Source organism: Sulfurimonas sp. CVO, assembly GCF_009883775.1.
In the GTDB taxonomy this organism is placed as follows: Bacteria; Campylobacterota; Campylobacteria; order Campylobacterales; family Sulfurimonadaceae; genus Sulfurimonas; species Sulfurimonas xiamenensis.
Map to the genome: position 1 here is coordinate 1,346,834 of NZ_CP033720.1, position 20,855 is coordinate 1,367,688.

20 protein-coding genes and 2 tRNA genes are annotated in these 20,855 nt (G+C 33.2%); 10 read left to right on the forward strand and 12 right to left on the reverse strand.

Features of this window, described 5'->3' with window-relative positions; translation table 11 throughout:
* The first annotated feature begins 127 nt into the window (after positions 1 to 127).
* A complete protein-coding gene (locus CVO_RS06770; RefSeq protein ID WP_152298970.1) occupies positions 128 to 877 on the forward strand; it encodes a response regulator transcription factor in 750 nt (249 codons plus the stop codon).
* Here CVO_RS06770 and CVO_RS06775 read toward each other — a convergent pair whose 3' ends face one another.
* From CVO_RS06775 to CVO_RS06795, 6 genes are all read right to left on the reverse strand, one after another.
* Positions 878 to 3,535 (reverse strand): PAS domain-containing hybrid sensor histidine kinase/response regulator, encoded by a 2,658-nt coding sequence (locus tag CVO_RS06775; protein ID WP_188093742.1) that lies wholly within the window; start codon positions 3,533 to 3,535, stop codon positions 878 to 880.
* Between the two features lie 15 nt (positions 3,536 to 3,550).
* Positions 3,551 to 4,360 (reverse strand): peptide deformylase, encoded by an 810-nt coding sequence (locus CVO_RS06780; RefSeq protein ID WP_159571088.1) that lies wholly within the window; start codon positions 4,358 to 4,360, stop codon positions 3,551 to 3,553.
* Between the two features lie 90 nt (positions 4,361 to 4,450).
* The gene (locus CVO_RS09825) at positions 4,451 to 4,615 is read right to left on the reverse strand and encodes a hypothetical protein (RefSeq protein WP_188093741.1); all 165 of its coding nucleotides are present in this window, start codon (positions 4,613 to 4,615) and stop codon (positions 4,451 to 4,453) included.
* A gap of 29 nt (positions 4,616 to 4,644) precedes the next feature.
* Positions 4,645 to 6,114, reverse strand: coding sequence for an NAD(P)/FAD-dependent oxidoreductase (locus CVO_RS06785; protein WP_152298968.1), 1,470 nt, complete (start codon positions 6,112 to 6,114; stop codon positions 4,645 to 4,647).
* 163 nt (positions 6,115 to 6,277) lie between these two features.
* A complete protein-coding gene (pepN, locus tag CVO_RS06790) occupies positions 6,278 to 8,839 on the reverse strand; it encodes an aminopeptidase N (RefSeq protein ID WP_159571091.1) in 2,562 nt (853 codons plus the stop codon).
* 51 nt (positions 8,840 to 8,890) lie between these two features.
* A complete protein-coding gene (locus CVO_RS06795) occupies positions 8,891 to 9,745 on the reverse strand; it encodes a tetratricopeptide repeat protein (protein ID WP_152298966.1) in 855 nt (284 codons plus the stop codon).
* A gap of 197 nt (positions 9,746 to 9,942) precedes the next feature.
* On the opposite strand from CVO_RS06795, the gene CVO_RS06800 reads away from it, so the two are divergent.
* From CVO_RS06800 to exbD, 6 genes are read left to right on the forward strand one after another with little or no spacing between them, the layout of a single operon-like run.
* Complete coding sequence (locus CVO_RS06800; RefSeq protein WP_152298965.1) at positions 9,943 to 11,301, forward strand: phosphomannomutase/phosphoglucomutase; 1,359 nt, start codon at positions 9,943 to 9,945, stop codon at positions 11,299 to 11,301.
* 57 nt (positions 11,302 to 11,358) lie between these two features.
* Positions 11,359 to 12,366 carry a dihydroorotase gene (pyrC, locus tag CVO_RS06805; RefSeq protein WP_152298964.1) on the forward strand — a complete coding sequence of 336 codons (1,008 nt, stop codon included), beginning with the start codon at positions 11,359 to 11,361 and terminating at the stop codon, positions 12,364 to 12,366.
* Positions 12,359 to 13,012 (forward strand): response regulator transcription factor, encoded by a 654-nt coding sequence (locus CVO_RS06810; protein WP_159571094.1) that lies wholly within the window; start codon positions 12,359 to 12,361, stop codon positions 13,010 to 13,012. The genes pyrC and CVO_RS06810 overlap by 8 nt, the downstream gene beginning before the upstream one ends.
* Positions 13,002 to 13,832 (forward strand): sensor histidine kinase, encoded by an 831-nt coding sequence (locus tag CVO_RS06815; RefSeq protein WP_159571097.1) that lies wholly within the window; start codon positions 13,002 to 13,004, stop codon positions 13,830 to 13,832. Before CVO_RS06810 ends, CVO_RS06815 begins: the two co-directional genes overlap by 11 nt.
* Positions 13,832 to 14,284 carry a TonB-system energizer ExbB gene (gene exbB / locus CVO_RS06820; protein WP_152298961.1) on the forward strand — a complete coding sequence of 151 codons (453 nt, stop codon included), beginning with the start codon at positions 13,832 to 13,834 and terminating at the stop codon, positions 14,282 to 14,284. Before CVO_RS06815 ends, exbB begins: the two co-directional genes overlap by 1 nt.
* A 2-nt stretch (positions 14,285 to 14,286) precedes the next feature.
* Positions 14,287 to 14,685 (forward strand): TonB system transport protein ExbD, encoded by a 399-nt coding sequence (gene exbD / locus CVO_RS06825; RefSeq protein ID WP_159571100.1) that lies wholly within the window; start codon positions 14,287 to 14,289, stop codon positions 14,683 to 14,685.
* Here the strand turns inward: exbD and CVO_RS06830 are convergent.
* Positions 14,679 to 14,912 (reverse strand): hypothetical protein, encoded by a 234-nt coding sequence (locus CVO_RS06830; RefSeq protein ID WP_152298959.1) that lies wholly within the window; start codon positions 14,910 to 14,912, stop codon positions 14,679 to 14,681. The genes exbD and CVO_RS06830 overlap by 7 nt on opposite strands.
* Positions 14,913 to 15,021: 109 nt before the next feature.
* Here CVO_RS06830 and tpx point away from each other — a divergent pair, with 109 nt between their 5' ends.
* Entirely contained in the window at positions 15,022 to 15,531 is a 510-nt protein-coding gene (tpx, locus tag CVO_RS06835) for a thiol peroxidase (RefSeq protein WP_152298958.1), read from the forward strand.
* A 38-nt stretch (positions 15,532 to 15,569) separates the two neighbouring features.
* On the opposite strand, the gene CVO_RS06840 is transcribed toward tpx, so the two are convergent.
* The 4 genes from CVO_RS06840 to groES all read right to left on the reverse strand — a co-directional run bounded on the left by CVO_RS06840 (position 15,570) and on the right by groES (position 19,772).
* A complete protein-coding gene (locus CVO_RS06840) occupies positions 15,570 to 16,139 on the reverse strand; it encodes a hypothetical protein (protein ID WP_241690948.1) in 570 nt (189 codons plus the stop codon).
* Positions 16,136 to 17,758, reverse strand: coding sequence for a sensor domain-containing diguanylate cyclase (locus tag CVO_RS06845; RefSeq protein ID WP_159571103.1), 1,623 nt, complete (start codon positions 17,756 to 17,758; stop codon positions 16,136 to 16,138). The genes CVO_RS06840 and CVO_RS06845 overlap by 4 nt, the downstream gene beginning before the upstream one ends.
* A gap of 108 nt (positions 17,759 to 17,866) precedes the next feature.
* Positions 17,867 to 19,495, reverse strand: a complete 1,629-nt coding sequence (gene groL / locus CVO_RS06850) for a chaperonin GroEL (RefSeq protein WP_152298955.1) — start codon at positions 19,493 to 19,495, stop codon at positions 17,867 to 17,869.
* A 16-nt stretch (positions 19,496 to 19,511) separates the two neighbouring features.
* Complete coding sequence (groES, locus tag CVO_RS06855) at positions 19,512 to 19,772, reverse strand: co-chaperone GroES (protein WP_152298954.1); 261 nt, start codon at positions 19,770 to 19,772, stop codon at positions 19,512 to 19,514.
* Between the two features lie 211 nt (positions 19,773 to 19,983).
* On the opposite strand from groES, the gene CVO_RS06860 reads away from it, so the two are divergent.
* Both CVO_RS06860 and CVO_RS06865 read left to right on the forward strand, forming a co-directional pair.
* A tRNA-Met gene (locus CVO_RS06860) sits at positions 19,984 to 20,060 on the forward strand.
* Between the two features lie 11 nt (positions 20,061 to 20,071).
* Positions 20,072 to 20,146 (forward strand) — tRNA-Asn (locus CVO_RS06865).
* Positions 20,147 to 20,231: 85 nt separating this feature from the next.
* Here the strand turns inward: CVO_RS06865 and CVO_RS06870 are convergent.
* Positions 20,232 to 20,849, reverse strand: coding sequence for an arylesterase (locus tag CVO_RS06870; protein WP_159571106.1), 618 nt, complete (start codon positions 20,847 to 20,849; stop codon positions 20,232 to 20,234).
* Positions 20,850 to 20,855: the final 6 nt, after the last annotated feature.

A 20,855-nucleotide genomic window follows, 5' to 3' on the forward strand; every position in this document is an offset into this window, starting at 1 on the left:
ATTATTTATTTAAAAAATCATTTTTATATAAAATAATAACAAAATCATCACATTTTCTACTAACTTTCAGAAATTTATACTATAATACTTTTATAAAATAATTACATTTAAACATTATGGATCAAATATGAAAAGAAATTCTATTATTATTGTTGAAGATGATGAAATTACAGCACTGAATCTGAAATTATCTTTATTGAAACATGACTATGATGTTATTGCAGTGTGTAGTGATGCAGTTCAAGCAAAAGAAAAGATAGACAAATATAAGCCTGATGTAATTATTATTGATATCTCTCTTCAAGAGGGTGATGATGGAATTAGACTTGCTAAAACAATAAAAGAGTCTTACACAATTCCTTTTATATATTTGACATCTTACAGCGATGATGAGATAATATCTGAAGCAATTAAAACGGAGCCTTATGGCTATATAGTAAAACCTTTTGATCCATCTTCTCTCCATGCAACAATACAGATGGCAATTTTTAAATTTAATATGGAAAACAAAAGATTTGAAGAGATTGATGCCAATAAAATAAATGAACAAAACATAGAAAAACTGCTCTACTCAAAAAGAGAATCAGATAAACCTATTGTTAATTTTGGAAACGGTTACTCTATAGATATTTCTAAAAATCATATATTTTACAATAATGAAAAAATCAAACTTACAAAAAAAGAGAGTGCAATACTAAGACTTCTTGTTGCAAAAATTGGACATATTATTAGTTTTGACCAAGCTATTGATTATGTTTGGAAAGAACGCGGAGCAACAGAAAACAGTATCAGAACACTTGTTTGGCGGCTTAGAAACAAACTTCCGACAGACATTATAAAAAATGCCTCTGGAATTGGTTACTATATTGAAAAATAATTAAAATATTTTTATTTTCGCTAATCTGCTTTTTATTTTTTCAAATGCACTTTCATAATCATATTTTTTATCTTTAGCTTTAGCCATTTTTTCTATTTTCTCGCTCTGCTCCTGTATCTCTTCAAGCCTAAAATTGCCACTTGAACCTTTTATACTATGAGCAATAAGAGCTATCTTTTTATAATCTTTTGATTTAATTGCTGCTTCTAATTCAGGAATTTGCTTTGACATTTTTTTTAAAAAAAGCTCTACCAGCATAATTAATTCATCATCATTTAGCATAAGCTCTTGACTCAATTTTTCATAATTTAATCCTTCTATCTTACTGTTTATAGCAGATTGTTTTAAATTAGTGTCATCTTCTTTAGTGACTTTTAGATAATTAAAAAATACTCTCTCTAGATCCTTCATCACAATAGGTTTTCCTAAAAATGAATCAAACCCACTCAATAAGCCACGCTCTTTTGCCCCTTTAATAACATTTGCCGTTAAAGCAGATACAGGCGTGTGTCTAAGCCCCTTCTCTTTTTCATATTTTATAATCTCTTGAACAGCTTTATTGCCATCCATCACCGGCATCTGTTCATCCATTAAAATAAGATCATAATTATTTTTTTTGTAAAGATTTACTGCCTCTAAGCCATTAGTTGCCAAATCATAAGTAAGTCCATATTTGTTTAAGAGAATTTTAATTAATTCCTGATTTGCTTCATTGTCTTCGGCTATTAAAATATGTCCTTGGAAATTTAAGTTATTGCTATTTTTATGAGGAGAATATAGTAAATATGGATTAAGCAATTCATTAAAAGCAGCTTTGATTTTTGAACAATAAAGAGGAAAACACACGCATATTATATGTGCATATTTTTCATATTTATCACTTGGTCTGCTTTCAAGAATTATAAATTTTTTATCTGAGTTTAGCATAGTTTTTTTTAGTTTATCATCGATATGCTCATCCAAAAGTATTGCTATATCATACTCTGTGTCAAGATTATCAACAATATCTATATCAAGATTAAATACTTTAGCATATTTAAAAAATGAATCTATTTTATAATTTTTTATAGCATTTTTTGAATAAAACACTGTTTTTAATTTTTTCAATTCATGCATATCAGTGAAAATTTGGCACTCATTATTATGAATTTCAACAGGAATCTCAACCCAAAATGTACTCCCGTGTCCTATTTCGGATTTTACATGAACACTTCCCCCCATATGCTCTGAGAGCTGATGACAAATAGACAATCCCAATCCGGTTCCATGCAACTTTTCTATCTCTCCCTGTCCGGCTTGAGTAAAAGCTGAAAAGATATGATTGATATCATCTTTATTTATGCCGATTCCATTGTCGCTAACACTTACTTTTAATATCTTATCTTTACATGTAGCTTCAATATTTATGTAACCCCCTACCGGAGTAAATTTTATAGCATTGCTTAAAAAATTAGATAAAATTTGTTTAATTCTTAGTGAATCGGCATATAACTCTTTGGGTATATTTGGATCTATAAAAGATGTAATAGTAATATCTTTAGAATTTGCAGAGGCTACAAAAAGTTCTAATGTATGGCTGATTTCATTATGAATTGAAAATACTTTTGGTTCAATAGTAAACTCGCCGCTTCTAAGTTTTGAAAAATCTAAAATATCATTAATAATGCTAAGTAAATTTTCTCCGCTGTTTAAAATAATTTCCAAATATTTTCTATGCTGTTTTGAAGTATCTTGTTCTATTAAAAGATTTACAAAACCTAAAATTGCATTAAGCGGTGTTCTTATCTCATGTGACATATTGGATAAAAAATACTCTTTTGCTTGAGAAGCTCTTTGAGCTTCAAGTCTTGCATCGATTAGTTTTGTTACATCGTTCGCAATAGATATATACTCAACAGAATCATCATAGGCATCCACTATTTTTACAATTGTTACATCTACATAAAAATAGTCTCCGTTTTTTTTATTATTTTTAATAGTTCCTCTAAAAATACCCGCATTTTCTAACTGAAACCATAAATCTTCAAAATACTCTTGGGGCATATCTTCATGTTTGAAAATACTATATTTACTGCCGATAAGCTCCTGTGCGCTATATCCGCTTAGTTGGACAAATTTATCATTTACATAAGTTATATTGCCATCTTTATCCGTTTTTGAAATAATAGCACTCTCATCTAATGCTTTTTGATATTCACTTAAAAGTTTAACATGCCGATCTATCTCTTGCTCTTTTTGAAAAACTGTATCTGTGTAATATTTTAAAACCCCTTTAAAATTTTCATCGAACATAAAAGATATTTCATCAAAGAGCATTTTTGAATTTAAATTAGAATCATATGAAAAATCAATCATTGATTTTCTAAAATGGCTGCATATATCAAAAAGCTCATCTGCTCTGACATCTTTATCTTTTAAAAAATCTAAAAAGTTATGCATCGTAGGACAATCACCTATCTCAAATTCACTGGATATTACACCCATAAAATAGTCAAATACGCCTTTGCCATAATCATTTACAAACTGTTCTACTTCTATATCATGAATTTTTAATATTTTTTTGACAGAAATATATGACGCCCATTGATGCAGAATACTCTCTTTTGAAGATATAAAAATATCTCTATTTTTTATAAGAATCGGTACTTTTTTTTTCATAAACTATTACTTTCTTTACATTATAAAATAAGACAATAGTATAATTACAAAGAGCTTAATTAAAGATATCACGGTAGTTCCGATTATATTTCCTATTTGGCAGCTAGTACAAGATGTGAATTTTCTACCTTCATATTGGGCATAGAAAAAATATATTACATTAAGCACTATCGCACTAGAAAAGAGATAAGTCTGATATTGCCAAAGTTGTTGAGAAATTTCCTCGTCTACAAACAATGAACCAGTAAGCAAAACTGCCATTGCAATCATTACTATATTTATAATCTTAATTATAAAATCTCTCTTAAATGTTGTCGGGCAACTCTCTGAGATAGCGATATCACTTCCAAATTCTAGCTTTTTTTGAAATACTTTTTTTTCATCTTTTGAGAGTTTATTTAAAAAACTTGAACCAAAAGTATAATCAATCTTTCTTTGAAGCAAAATACTAAGATCCCCCTCAGCTTTTAAAGAGTGCTGCTTCCCCTCTCTATCTTGATATACAATGCTTATCTTTTCATATCTTGTAACTTCTGCACTTAATCCCGGAAAATAAGCTGTTGTTTCTGTAGTAGTTACTTTGCCGTTATTGCTTATTATTCTTGGATTTATTAACTCTAAAAAATCTTTCTCATTACTTTTTTTAACAACTACTATATTATAATAACTGCCTATTTGAAAAGCGGCAAGAGCCTCTAAAGAGTTTGCCTCAATTGTATCTTTTATATCCTCGATTAAAGAAAAAATCTCTTCATTAAAAACTCTAACATCCGTTGCGTATTGAACACTCGGCGGAGTTGGGTAAGTAATTATCTCTTTAATCATAAATATGCCTTGCTAAAAAATAATAGTAGTAATTTGTTTTAATAAATAAAGACCTTAGATTTATATTCTAAGGTCTTAAAAATTATAAATTTAGTGGCTTTTGTTTACTACCACTAACATTTTTAGATTTATAACAATAAATCTTATCAATTGCCAAATTTTACATGTTCTTAACTTGACGGCAAACGGACCGGGAGTCATAGTTGTAAAATTTTTGTCATACGCTTTAATATTGTGTTCTGCTTTTTTTTGCATTTTATCTCCTTTGATATCTATCTTAATTTTTATTCTGGGATCATCGTCCAGCCGGTTTTTAACTTAGCCTTCCAAATAAACACATGATGAAGGATATGTTTAATCCAGTGACCAGCAAGACCAATCTCGCCAAAAGTATAATCCGTATCACGACCAGTTCCCGGATATTTTTCAAAATCAGGAACAACAGGATAAATTGTCATTGCAGCAGCAGTTCCGTCAAAAAGACCTTTTCCTGCAGATGCGACACAAGCAGCACCCATATGAGCCATAGAAATCTCATGTAAAGGTGCATTTTCACCTTTTAATATTTTATCGCAGATACTGCGCGCCACTGCTTTGCCTATAATACCAGATGGCATACCCGTACGAGGAGGTGTAGGATTAATAGGTGTTCCATTTGGAGAACTCATAGGTTTAGAGATAGGGTGCGGAGGCGCAAATGCTATACCGCAGGCAAACATATTGTTATATGTAGGATTTTGGTAGGTTTTCGGCCAATCACTTGCTTTCCAGTTTTCATAAGCACCTGCATTATAATTAGCATCAACTTTCATAAAACCGTTTGGAGCAAAAACTGTATTTGTAATATCTGAACCGTCTTTGCCGTAAGCTTTAAGACCAACACCCGCAAACGGAGGAATCAACATTGAAAAGTCAAACTCCTCTTCTCCCATAGAACCGTCAAGCAGCTCATAGTGTACTTTTCCTTTTTCCACCTTATTTACATGAGCACCAATTAGCCAATCAATATTTCTCTCTGTAAAAAGTGACTCAGCGAAAATTTTTGAACTAACTGCATATCCCATACTCTTCATATGTAATCCGCCGACACCGAAATCACCAAGGAATGATTCATTTGAAATCCATGTTAAATCAGCCATATCACGAACACCGGCTTTATTTAACTCATGTTCAATATTAAAAATATATTCAAATGCAGCACCTTGGCAAGTACACAGACCATGTCCGGTACCGATTAAAAACTTTTGACGCTCACCTTTTTTCATCTTCTCTATGCATTTTTGAAACTCTTCATTTGCATGTGTTGCATGATCCGCTGTACAAACAGAGACGGTAAATTCACCCAACCCGTTAGCATCTCCAAGCCCCGGAGTTGCACCAAAATTGAGCTTTGGACCTGTAGCATTGATCAAATAATCATACTCTACATTCTCAACTTCACCTTCACGCCCATCAAGCGTATACTCAATAGTAACAAAAGGCTTGTTATTTGATTCATCACCCTCTGGATTAATAGAGACGGCCTTTGCTTGTTTATAATTAATACCGGCTTTTGCATAAATAGGAGCCAATTCAAAAGTGACCTCCTCTTTTTTCATTTCACCAACACCTACCCAAATATTTGAAGGAATCCAATTCCATTTTGAATTTGGAGTAACAACAACTACTTCATGAGATGATCCTAACCATTTTGCTGCGAAAGTCGCAGCCGTATGACCAGAAATACCTCCACCAAGAACAACTAATCTTGCCATAAAAACATCCTTTTTATAAAAAGTTTTAAAACTTCTTATCTATGATATCAAAAAAAATGGAAATATCATCTATAAAATAAGAAATAATTATTATTCTTTGTAATTATAACAGAAAGAAAAAGTCCTATTTCTGGGAGTTTTTGCCCTTTTATTATAAAAAAAATTATTGATTTTTTATAATTTTACTTACAATTTCATAAACATTTTTTGAAAGAGAGTGTGTAGAAACTACACGCTCTAACTCTACTTTCATCATTTTTTTGTTTTGAACATTTAATTTTTTATAGATTTTAAATGCTCCGGCAAGAGATGAAGCCATCTGCGGATTTATTTTATCTATATCTATAATTTTATCTGCTACAAATTTATATCCGCTTCCATCTTTTGCATGAAAATATTTATAGTTTCGAGTAAATGTTCCAACAAGAGAGCGAACCAAGTTTGGCACAAGTTCATTGTATGCCGCATCCTTTTGAAGCGCGATTACACGCTCTAAGGTACCCTCTCTATGAGAAGCCGCTAAAAGAGAGAAATATTTATTCATAACAAGTGTATTTTGTCTATATTTGTCGTGAAAATGCTTAAATGCAACAGCAGAATACTCAGACGATATATTTTCTAAAATATCAAGTGCTGCAACTTTGTCTGTCATAGTTAGTGAATTGCTGTACTGCTCATTTGCCATCACTGCAACTTCATCACTCTTTAGTGACGAAAGAAGTTTTAAACAACGATTTTTTATACTTCTGCTCCCTATGCTATTTGCATCAAGATCTACGCATAAAGGATTATGAAATTTACTATATATCTCTAAAAGTTTCTCTTTATAAAGTGACGCCAAATGTTTTTGAAGCTTCTCTATCGCATCATAAATAAGTTCAAAATCAACAACATTTTGTCTCTGCATCAGCGCAGATATACTTGGGAGCTCAAGCAACAGAGCTTTATAAGAAATATCTAAATCACTCTCTAAAATATGCCCATAAGCTCTTACATACTCATCATTTATATCATTGCCTTGCATAAGAGATTCTATAATTTGGATACCAAACAATTGCGCTGCTTCATACTTGGCAAAACTATTTGTATCATGCTTCATCAAAAATCCATAATGAGTCTCTTTTTGATCAATAATAATAGGGGCAGAGAAGTCTCTATTTATAGACAAAACGGGCTTAAAAGAGGTTTTAAATAGAAACTCCTCTTTCTCTTTTGAGATAAGAAGCGTTTTTTCTAAAATCTCTTTTCCGCTCTCATCCAAAAGTCCAATCTTTAAAGGAAAAAAGTGTGGTTTCTGCTCACTGCCATCTACTGCATGAGGTATTTTCTGTATAAGAGTAAGAGTATAAGTACCGTCTTCAAATTTTTCATCTACATCCAACTTTGGCGTGCCTGACTGATGGTACCATCTCTTAAACTGTTCGAGATTCATCTCGCCGGCTTTACTCATCGCCCATAAAAAATCATCTGTGCGTACAGCCTGAGCATCAAATGTATCAAAATAGAGATCCATCGCTTTACGGTATTTTTGCTCTCCTAAAAGAGTATGCAGCATGCGGATAACCTCAGCGCCCTTTTCATATACAGTTGCCGTATAAAAGTTATTTATCGCCATGTAAGAATCAGGCTGAATCGGATGCGCCATAGGAGAGTTATCCTCAACAAACTGTCGCTCTCTAAGAGCTTTTACATCCTCTATGCGCTGCACCTCTTTTGAGTTTAAATCTGCAGAAAAGCATTGGTCGCGAAATACTGTAAGCCCCTCTTTTAGAGTTAATTGGAACCAATCCCTGCATGTAATTCTATTTCCCGTCCAGTTGTGAAAATACTCATGCGCAATAACACTTTGAATACCCATAAAGTTGGCATCAGTAGCCGTATCTTCATCCGCTAAAACATAAGCAGAGTTAAAAATATTAAGTCCTTTGTTCTCCATTGCTCCCATATTGAAACTATCAACCGCAACAATATTGTAAAGGCTCAAATCATACTCTCTGCCATATTTTTCTTCATCCCACTGCATCGCTTCTTTTAAAGATTTCATAGCATGTTTGCATTTGGATTCATTCCCTTTGTCAGTGTAAATATTTAATCTTACATATTTCCCGCTTGCAGTAATATACTTATCTTTTACAACACCCAAATCTCCTGCTACCAAAGCAAAAAGGTAGGAGGGTTTTGGATATGGATCACTCCATGTAACGCCATGTCTTCCGTCATCAAGTTTAAAGTTTGATTCAGTATTTCCGTTGCTAAGAAGTACCGGATACTTTTCTCTTGAAGCCACCAGCGTAGTTTTAAACACCGCCATTACATCAGGGCGATCTATATAAGGAGTTATTCTTCTAAAGCCCTCAGGTTCATTTTGTGTACAAAAAATGTTGCCAGATTTATAGAGTCCTTCAAGTTCACTGTTTCGATGCGGATAAATTTTATTAATAATGATAAGTTTAAACTCATCTTCCACATCTAAAACTCTTAAACTCTCTTTTTCAACAACATATCTCTCCTCTTCAAGTTTTACATCATTTAAATGAATCTCGACCAATTCTAATTCAACACTGTCTAACACCAAGTCTTTAGCACTTTTATCCATTTTTACAATCTGCATAAGATTTGTAACCTGCGTATACTCTTCAAAGAGTTCAAAAACCAAATCGCATGTTTTTACAGTAAACTCCGGTGCTTTATAATCTTTTAGATAAATTGTTTTTGCTTCGCTCATAATTTCTCTTTATTTTTTTGCAATAATAGCATATTGGCATCTCAGCTTTTATTAATTAAAAAGCGCGACAACCTTCTTAAACTCTTCACTCTCTTTTATATTTTCAAATAATTTTTCATTATTGATTTCATCTTTTAACTGCGGCGAGTTCTCTACTGCCGTCTGAAGATCTTCTATGGCTTGATGTTTGTTGCCAAGAACTGCATTTGCACATGCCCGCTGCCAATAAGCATACCCATACTGAGGGTCTATCTCTATGGCTTTGTTGCTAAGACTCAGCGCCCACTCATACTCATCCATATCCAAAACAGCATCCGCTTTATAAGCATAAACTTCAGCATCATTATCATTTATCTTTAAAATTTCATCATAAATATCTATTCTTGACTGTGGATTTGTCTCTAAATTTGAGCGCATCCACAAGGAGTGAATATATTGGGTGTTGTAGATTTTGTTTTGATTGTCAAGTATCTTTTTTGACTGCTGAGAGAGTGTGTTTTGCAAAGCTTCAAGTTGAGTGTTGTACTTTTTTGTAATAGTGTCGATTCTCTCTTCGACAATTTTTTCAGTTTTACTTCTAATATCTCTAAGAGAGTTCCAACCGGCAAAAATAAGTATGGATGTAGCAGCCGCTATAAGATAAAAAACATTTCCTATTGTATCTGTTATATATCTTGCAGCTCTGTCAGTCTGCTCTATCTCAGCTCTAGAGAGCCTTTTTTCAACATCTGCTTTCAATTTTATGGTTTCGACACGCAAATCTTTTAACTCATCTAAAATATATCTCTCAACCAAAGGCTTCTCCAGTGACTTGTCAGTGGTTTCACTTACACTGTTTTGAGCACTCAACTGAGATGAAAAAAACAGGAAAAAAACAAGTGTAAAAAATTTTAAAAAGAGATTCATAAACGACCTTTATTATATTGAAATTCTTTTCATTATAACAAATCTCTCTTTGGTAAAATTGAAAAAAAATATTAGGTGCTAAACAAGATATATTTTTTTTTAAAAAACAACTATTTCAATTTCTAATAGTATTGATTATATGATTCTAAAGTGATTTATTGTAAAATTACATTTATACAACCACAAAAGGCAAAAAAGTGAGTATTTACAGAGAGTATGACATAAGAGGGATTTACGAAAAAGAGTTAAATGAACAGAGTGTTGTTCGTATAGGTTATGCACTGGCTTCTAAAATAGAGGGTGAATATGTGGCTGTCGGTTATGATGCCAGAAACCACTCCCCTATCCTCTTTGAGTATTTGGTTCAGGGGCTCAATGCCGGAGGCAAAAAAGTACTCGATATGGGGCTTGTTCCGACTCCCGTTAACTACTTTTGCAACTACAACGAGTTTGACGGAATTACTCCCTCTGCTTCAGTAATGATTACAGGTTCACACAATCCAAGTGAATACAATGGTTTTAAAATCACCATAAACAAAGCACCTTTTTTTGGAGAAGAGATTTATGCTCTTGGGCGAGAATGTGAAGAGATGAACCTTCCTCCAAAAACAGAAAGAGATGTCACAAAAATAGATGCTCTCACAAGATATATTGACTTTTTAGTCAATGAGTTTCAACATCTAAAAAATATGCCGACAAAAATTGTTTACGATTGCGGAAACGGCGTAGCCGGAGTTGTGACAGAGAAGATATTCAGCGCTTTGAATCTCAATACAAAAGGGCTATATGTTGAGCCTGACGGTACTTTTCCAAACCATCATCCAGATCCAACGGATGAGCATAACCTAGAAGATGTCAAAAAGCTTTTAGAAGAAGAAGGCGACATCGCTTTTGCTTATGACGGAGATGCTGACAGAATTGCAGTACTAACGCATAAAAACAATATAAAAGGCGATATGATGGCTCTTTTATTTGCGATGAAAATGGATAAGCCGACCGTTGTAGGTGAAGTAAAATGCTCGCAAGTTATGTATGATGAGCTTGAACGCCGCGGTGCCAAAGTCATTATGTATAAAACCGGTCACTCTAATCTAAAAGTAAAGATGCAGGAGACAAATGCAGATCTTGCATGTGAAGTAAGCGGACATATATTTTTCAAAAATCGCTACTTTGGTTATGATGATGCCATCTATGCAACTCTTAGAATGCTAGAGCTTATAAATGATGGAATAAATTTGGATGATGAACTTGCAAAACTTCCGAAAGTCTTCTCAACAGAGGAGATAAAAGTTCACACGACAGAGAGCGAGAAGTTTAAAATCATCGACAAAGTTAAAGAGCTTCTAAAAAGCCCTCCAGAATCATTTCCTGCCATCAAAAACATTATTGATGTTGATGGTGTTCGCATAAATTTTGAGCATGGATGGGGACTTGTTCGCGCTTCAAACACAACGCCGGTTTTAGTCACCCGCTTTGAATCAACCTCGCAAAAAGAGGTCAAACTCTATGAAAAAGCGATAAACGATTTGATTATTAAAGCAAAAGAATCTTTATAAAATAGATGATTTTTGATACAATTAAAAAGAAATAGACCGATTTACTGAAGGAAAATAATGAAAACTCATACTCTTTTAATGCCTCTTGATATGCATCTGCATCTTCGAGACGGTGTAATGCTTGAAAATGTTGCTCCTCTAAGTGCTTATAGCTTTAGCGGAGGGTTGGTTATGCCAAACCTAGTCCCTCCAGTTGACAGCCTTGAAAGTTTAAAAGCTTACAAAGAGCGAATTATGGCAACAATTCCAAATGATTTTTTTGAACCATATATGACACTTTTTTATAAAAATTACGATAGAAAATTTTTAACAGGCATAGCTGAACATATAACGGCCATAAAGCTTTATCCTGCAGGAATTACAACAAATTCAGAGGGAGGCGTTTCATCTTTTGATATTGAAGAGATGCGTGAAACGCTTGAGGCGATGAGTGATTTAGGAATTCCTCTTTGTGTTCATGGAGAGACTGACGGCTTTGTTATGGATAGAGAAGCAGAATTTATGAGTGTTTATGAACTGCTTGCCAAAAATTTTCCAAACTTAAAAATCATAATGGAGCATATCACAACTAAGGCGGCTGTGGATATGTTAGACAAATATAAAAATCTTTATGCGACCATAACCGTTCATCACCTGCTTCTAACGCTTGATGATGTAATAGGCGGCATGATGATGCCTCATAATTTTTGCAAACCAATAGCTAAACGCCCAGAAGATTTGGATGCACTTCTCTCAGTTGCACTTGAAGCACATCCTAAAGTTATGTTCGGCTCAGACTCTGCACCGCACTCGAGAGAGAAGAAAGAGAGCGCTGGATGTGCAGCCGGAATCTTTACCGCACCTATAGCGCTTCAGCTTTTATGTGAAATTTTTGAACAGTATAACAAGCTTGAGAATCTTCAAGCATTTGTCAGCGACAATGCACAAAACATATATGGAATCTGCCCTGAATTTAAAGAGGTTATTTTAGAGAAACGACCTTTTCTTGTACCTAAAGATTATAACGGTGTTGTTCCTATGTACAGCGATAAAATTATAAACTGGGCAATTCAAAGCATTGAGTAAAATTTTATTGCTTGAAGATGATATGCTTTTTGCAGAAACTCTTGTGGATTTGCTCGAAGAGAGTGGATTTGAAGTTGTTCATGTCCCAAATGGGCAGAGTGCTATGGATATTACATTTTCACAAAAATTTGATCTCTATCTTCTTGATATCAATGTTCCGCTTATAAATGGAACAACTCTTTTAAAAGAGTTAAGAGACTCAAACGACAATACTCCTGCCATTTTTTTAACTTCACATAAAGATAAAGAGATGCTGGAAAAAAGCTTTTTATGCGGCGGAGACGATTTTTTAATCAAGCCGTTTAATACAAAAGAGTTGCTTCTTCGCATAAAAGCACTCTTAAAAAGAGCCACATCCAACAATATTGAATGTATAGGTTTATTATGCAATGATTATATTCATAAACGCATTTTATATAAAAATGAAGAGTTAGAACTCTCAAAAAAAGAGTATGAACTACTTGCACTCCTTATGAAGCATATAAACAACACTGTACCAAAAGAACTGATTTTAAATGAGCTGTGGAGCCATAACGAAAAAGCCAGCGACGGGGCACTAAGAGTTTATGTAAATCGCATAAAACAAATGATTCCTGAAGTAACTATTGAAAATATTCGAGGCATAGGATACAAGCTTGTTTCGTAATCTTCGCATTATTGTTTTTGTTTATTATCTCTTAACTGCTATTTCTATAGTTACTATCTTATACTATTTTATAGAAATTATAAAAATAGAAAATATTCTTTTGTTACTTCTTATACTGCTTTGTTTAATTGCTTTTGCAGGAATTATCCTTGCCAAGCTCTCAATAGATCCACTTGTTGAGCATGTAACAAATCTTCAAAATTTATCAAAAGAGACGCTGTATGAACTAAACCTTCCTATCAGCACTATTATGACAAATATCCATATGTTAAAAAAGAATTTAAACAGTGATAAAGATATAAAAAGAATTTCAAGAATTGAAAATGCATGTGAAATGCTTCAACAAAGATATAATGAACTTGACTATATGATAAAATTGCAAAGTTCAAATGTAACATATGAGATAATAAATCTCGATGAACTTTTAAAAAGCAGAGTTGAATTTATTAAGCATATTTTTCCTCATATAGAATTTGATCTTTTGGTTGAACCTACACAAATCTACAATGATAAAGTAGGTTTATCAAAAGTAATTGACAATCTTATAGACAATGCAGTGAAATATTCACAAAATATTCACAAAATAAGTATAAAATTGCAGGATTCTGCTCTCTATATACAAGATTATGGTTGCGGAATTGATGAAATGGAACTTTTAAGAATTTTTGATGATTACTACCAAAGCAATGAAAACATAAAAGGTTTTGGAATAGGGCTCGGTATGGTAAAAAGATTTTGCGATACAAACAATATTGTTTTAAAGTTTAGATCAAAACCTAATATAGGAACAGTAGTTATATTAAAATTTAAGGAAAATTAATGGAAAAAAATATTTTAGCGTATTCGGAAACAGCTCTAGATTATGGAGTCATAGGTCTTCTTGTTCTTATGAGTATTGTTACTCTTTGGCTTTTTATAGAGAGAATGATGTTTTACAGTACCGTAGATGTTGAAAAATATACGCATAGAGATATTTTAGAGATGGATTTGACAAATAACATAAGTGTTATAAGTGCGATAGGCTCCAATGCGCCCTATGTCGGTCTTTTGGGAACTGTTATCGGGATAATGCTTACCTTTTATACAATGGGTGACGCCAGTGCTATAGATGCTAAAAAAATCATGGTAGGTCTTGCTCTTGCTCTTAAAGCTACTGCCATGGGACTTATTGTTGCAATGCCGGCAATAGTCGCTTATACTATACTGCTTCGCAAAGTAGAGAAAATATTGACTATATTTGATGTAAATCAAGAAGAAAAAGCAAGTAACTAATCATGGCAAAATGTAAAAAACAGAGAAAAAGATTTGATGAGATAAATGTTATTCCTTTTATCGATATCATGCTTGTTCTTTTAGTTATGGTTTTAACAACAGCAACATTTGTAAACAAGGGCCTTATTCCCATTGAGCTTCCAACTGCAAAAGCATCAACAAAAGAAGAATTGAAAAAAGAGGTGACCATTTATATAAATGCTAAAGGAGAACTTTTTATCGAAGAGAAAAGAGTTGATCTAAAAGCACTTGAAACAGAACTCTCTACAATTTCAAAAGAGCAGACAGTTGTTCTTAGAAGCGATAAAGAATCTAAATTTCAAGATTTTGTTGCAGTAATGGATATACTAAAGAGTTTAAATCACGAGCAGCTATACATAGTTACAAAAGAAGATCAATAAGTTTTATCTAAAAGCTTAAACCTGCTTTTTATGGGGTCTTGCTCCTCTTTTTCTCTTGTATCTGTGGATTTTATGCTATTTTGTTCTATGTTAAATACTTTCTTTTCAATATCTTTTGTATCATGAAAAAGAGTGGTTGCAATAAAAAATAGAACCATTATTGCAACTATACCTACATAAAAAAGTAGATAATTTTTAATTTGATCTGTTTCAAAAGGGTTTTGCATATATACTCTTGTTGTTAAATTTTTACAATTGTATTTAAAATTCAAATAATAAAAGATAAATTACATAATTTTTATGATAACATAATTAAAAAAAATCTAAGGAATATTTATGCAAACAACAATGTTCAAAGGCTCAATCGTAAATTTAGCAGGCGATGCAGTTGGTGTAGGAGACAAAGCACCGATTGTCAATGCAATAGGAACTGACTTGAACAGTGTAGAAATCGGCGGAGCAAAAGATAAAATACAGCTGCTTATAACCGTTCCTTCTCTTGATACAGACACATGTGCTGCTGAAACAAGAAGATTTAACGAAGATGTAAACAACCTGGATATCTGCGAAACAACAGTTGTCTCAATGGATTTGCCGTTTGCTTCAGAGCGTTTTTGTACAACCAGCGGCATTGAAAACCTTGCAGTAGCGAGTGATTATCTAGACAAAAATGTAAGTAAAGCCTATGGTGTTCTAATGGATGACAATAAGCTAAAAGGATTAAGCGCAAGAGCTGTTTTTGTGATTGACAGAAGCGGAACTATCGTTTATAAAGAGATTGTAAAAGAGGTTACGGCTGAACCCAACTATGAAGCAGCCCTTGAAGCTATAAAGCAAGCTAGATAAAACTGGAACCTGATTTATTCAGGAACTGGTTTTAAAATTTATTTAGCATTAAAATTAAACCTGATTTTAGCATTTGCGATGCGTTTATAGAGTGAAATTTTCTTTTTATAAGGCACCCATTTAATCAAAAAAGTGGCTAAAGCTTCCCATAAAGAGACCCATGCGGCAACTGTTAATCCTTCTGCCATAACGGCATATCCGATACTTCTATTCATTAACTCACTTTGATGCATAAACACAGAAATTGTAGCTATAAATGCTCCTATAAAAAGCAGAGTTACTGATTTTTTAAGCATGTCCTTCATTTTTGTGCGCTCATGTTCTTGCAGATATAAAAAAAATCTATTAACGCTATTTTGAAGTTTTAAAGCAGATGTATCTTCTATCTGTGATTCAAAATTAAAACATATTATAAATTTTTCTTCCCCAATTTCCATAGCGCAATCAATGATATACTCTACCAAATCTTGATTAAGATCTTTTTTTAAAAAGTGAGATTTTTTATCAAATTTGCTATATAAATCTTCCACTTTCTGCGTTGAAACATCAATAATTATCTCTCCGCTATCAGCTCTCTCATAACGCTCTAAAATCTCTTTTTTCATCATTCGCAACAAACTCTGTTTTTTCCGCTCTTTTTTGATTTGTAGAGCAGCTGGTCAACTTTTTTATAAAGAGAATCTCCTATATCATCCGCTTCAACTTCACACACTCCTATACTTACGGTAATTGTTCTATTTTCTATGGTATTAAGATTGTTTTGTATAATTTTTCTTATTTTTTCAGCAACTTTTTTTGCACTTTGTAAAGAAGTTTGAGGGAAAAGAACAACAAACTCTTCTCCGCCAACTCTATATAAAAAGTCACTCTCCCTAATCTCAGACTTTACCAGCCTTGTGATATCTTTTAAAACATCGTCGCCGACACTATGACCATATGTGTCATTAACTTCTTTAAAATTATCAATATCAAAGAGCATAATTGAAAATGGTATCTGATATCTTTTATAAAGAGATAGAAGTTCTAAAACATTTTCATGATATGCTTTTCGATTTTTCGCTTTTGTTAAAAAATCAATACGAATCAACTCTCTATTTTTCTTTATTTTATTATGTAAGTTTGTAAGCAGTTTATTGTATGCTTGCGCTATATGCCCTATCTCATTCTCATTTTTAATGTTATCAACTAGTTTTGAAGCGGTCATTGCATTTTCTATCTCTTTAATCGGTTGAGTAAAATTTTTATTTAACCAATAAAACATAAATGTCAAAAACATAAACATAAATGTCAAAAAAATTATAATGATGTTTTCAAATTTTTTTAGCGTTTCTATTTTTTTACTTATATCAATATCAAAACTAATAACAATATCATACTGCCAAAATGAATTAACAAATTTTCTATAATCAAGTATAGGCACATAAACTCTGATTATCTTCCCTTGTGTATCTTTTATTATCTTTTTTTCTCTTGCTGTGTTGATTATTTTATCGCTGCTTTGTTTATTTATATCAAATTTTTTTAAACTTTGATAATATTCCTTTTTTGATATATAACTATCTCTTTTAGCAATATCATAATAGTATTGAAATCCATTTACGGATGTTACTCTGTAAAGTTTTAAATCTAAATTTTTGTCTAAAGCATTAAAAATATTGTTATGAAATTCAGTATCTACAAATCCTAACTCTAAAAAAACTCCCTCTTTTAATTTTGAATAGGAGTAAAGTTTATATTTTCCATCTAAAGCATCTTCGGAGACATTATTTGCAATATAGATATTGCCATCTTTTTTGGTTCTATCTAAATACTCTTTTGCTTCTACTATAATTGAGAGATTAAGCCCCATATCTTGAGTAAATGTTGTGTCGAAAATTTTATAATTTTCATCAATTAAAAAAGCCTCTATTTCAAAATTTTTTAATTTGCACTCATTTTGCAACTCTTTTTTTAAAGTTGCCAAATCCGTATCAGGATTTTTTTTTAATATTTGCAGCGCTTTTTCATGTATATTATAAAAAATATTTTTGTTTCCTTCATACTTTAAGGAGACTAATTTTAAAGAGGATGATAGATATTTTTGATAAAGTTCTATCTCTTTATCAATATATTCGTCTAAATCATTTAAATAATAGTTTTTATAAGTTGTGTAAGAGATTGCCAAACAGAAGAAGATAAAAAGTGAAAATATTATCTGAAATAGATACATACTATTTTTTATTTTCACAAGATACCTTTTATTTTTATATTAAAAGATTCTATACAAATTTAAATAATTAACTACTTAAAAAAAATTTGAAAACTAAAATCGTGAAAAAATCACGATTTTAGGCTTTTACATCATCCCCGGCATTCCGCCCATTCCACTCATATCAGGAGCTTCAGGCTTCTCTTCAGGAAGTTCATAAATAGCAGCTTCTGTTGTTAAAAGAAGACTTGAAATAGAAGTAGCATTTGTAAGAGCAACGCGCCCTACTTTTAGCGGATCAATAATTCCTGCTTCAAACATATCAACATATTCACCTGTTGCAGCGTTAAATCCAATGTTTTCATTTGTCGCACTCTCAACTGCATTTACTACTACACCTGCATCATAGCCTGCATTTGTAGCAATCTGCTTGAGTGGAGCTTTGATAGCGCGTAGAATTATCTCGCAACCTATTTTTTGATCACCCTCAAGGTCAAGATTTACTTTTGAAGCAGCACGAACAAGAGCAGCGCCACCGCCGATCACAATTCCCTCTTCAACAGCAGCTTTGGTAGCTGAAAGCGCATCATCAACTCTATCTTTTTTCTCTTTCATCTCAGTCTCGCTTGCCGCACCAACCTTAATGACTGCTACACCGCCGCTTAGTTTTGCCAAACGCTCTTGAAGTTTCTCTTTATCATACTCGCTTGTAGTTGATTCCATCTGAATTTTAATTTCAGATATTCTTTTTTGCACATCTTCAGCTTTTCCAGCGCCGTTTACGATTACAGTATTATCTTTATCTATTACAACACGAGCAGCTTGTCCAAGCATATCTATACTTGCACCCTCTAAAGTATGTCCTGTCTCTTCTGATATTACCGTACCCGCAGTTAAGATTGCAATATCTTGAAGCATTGCTTTTCTTCTGTCTCCAAAACCTGGAGCTTTTACTGCAGAGATATTTAAAACACCGCGAAGCTTATTTACAACCAGTGTTGAAAGCGCTTCACCTTCCACATCTTCGGCAATAATTAGAAGCGGACGAGAAGTTTTTTGAACTTGTTCTAAAACCGGAAGCAGATCTTTGAGTGAAGTGATTTTACTGTCAACTAGCAAAATCCAAGGGTTTTCAATCTCTGCTATCATCTTTTCAGTATTTGTTATAAAGTAAGGACTTAGGTACCCGCGGTCAAACTGCATACCTTCAACTACATCAAGCTCATCAACAATACCTTTAGCTTCCTCAACAGTTATAACACCGTCTTGTCCAACTTTTTCCATAGCTTCAGCAATCATATTTCCGATCTGCTTATCTGAGTTTGCAGAGATAGTCGCAACTTGAGCAATATCTTTTTTACCATTTACTATTTTACTAGATGCTTTTAGATTTGCCAAAATTGCTTCGCATGCTTTATCCATACCGCGTTTAACTTCGATAGGATTTGCACCCGCCGTGATGTTTCTAAGACCTTCAGAAAAAATTGCATTTGCTAAAACAGTTGCCGTAGTTGTTCCATCTCCCGCCTCATCAGCAGTTTTTGAAGCAACATCTTTAACAAGTGTAGCACCCATATTTTCTAGTTTATCTTTTAACTCAATCTCTCTTGCTACTGAAACACCGTCTTTTGTGATTACAGGATTACCGTAACTCTTTTGGATTAAAACATTACGACCGCGAGGTCCCATTGTTACTTTTACCGCATCTGTTAGTTTTGCAACACCGCGAGCTAACGCATTTCTTGCATTGTCTGAAAAAATTATCTCTTTTGCCATTAAAAATCCTTTAAATTTACTTTACTATTCCAAAAATATCTTCTGTCTCTAAAACTAAAAATTTTTCACTATCTAACGAAATTTCATTGCCGGAAAATTTTCCAAAAACTACTATATCGCCAGACGCTATTTCATTCACTTCGGAGCTAACAGCCACAACTTCACCTTTTGAAGGTTTCTCTTGTGCATTATCAGGAATAATAATACCGCTGCTTGTAGTATTTGCCTCTTCTACTCTTTTTACTAGGACTCTTTTGCCTAATGGTTGAAAATTCATTTAAACTCCTTAAATAATATGATTTACAAGCGCAATACTACTAAAAAAATGGTAACAAAGTCAATGACCTTAGTCGATATAACTAAAGTCTATTTATTAAATTTACTCAAGTTTATTGATAGTGTTGTTGTTTTTCGTTTTTTAATTGTTTTTTTCTTTCTCTTAGGTAAATTAAAGTTTTAAATGGATACAATTCTGCCTCTTAAAAGATGTCAGGGTAGCTCAGCTGGTTAGAGCACTGGTCTCATAAGCCGGGGGTCGCGAGTTCAAGTCTCGCCTTTGACACCATTTTTTAAGATTCCGGATTAGCTCAGCGGTAGAGTAGGTGACTGTTAATCACTTGGTCACTGGTTCGAATCCAGTATCCGGAGCCACTACATTTAAAACCCCATAAATACGAACTTTCACAAGATTTATTTTTTAACTGTGCCCAAAGCGTGTCAGTTATAAATAGAAAATCTACTCAACTGTTTTCAAATATTTCACAACTGCATCTACAATGATCTTATATCCTTTTGCATTCGGATGAATATAGTCGATCTTGAGCTCGTTCTTTGATAACACTTTTGAGAGAACATCCTCTTCAAAAAAGACCTCTGTCTCTTTAGCGACCTCAGCGTAGATGGAGTGTGTACTAAATCCCAGCAGACCGAAATTTGGAACTCCAACAAGCAGAACCTCAGCTCCGCTCGCCTTTATGATCTCCACCATCTTGGTAAGGTTTGTTTTTAACTTCTCATCTGAACGCTTCCGGATAATATCATTTCCGCCATGGCAGAGTATGACTAAATCTGGTTTTTGTTCCAAAAGCTTAGGAAGCCTCTCTAATCCTTCAGATGATTCCTCGCCTGAGACGCCGCCCTTTATGACACGGATACCTGTTCTTTTTTGAAGCTGTGCGGGGTAGCTATCTTCTTCTGCAACACCGAAGCCGTAGGTGATACTGTCGCCAAAGGCGAGTATCGTAGCATCACTGTGCAGTTTTATGTGCAAAGAGTTAGAATCTCTCTCTTTTGTCATAATTGTAAATAGCATAATTGCGCCAAGCAGAACAGTTATAACTTTGATCTTGCTCATTTAACT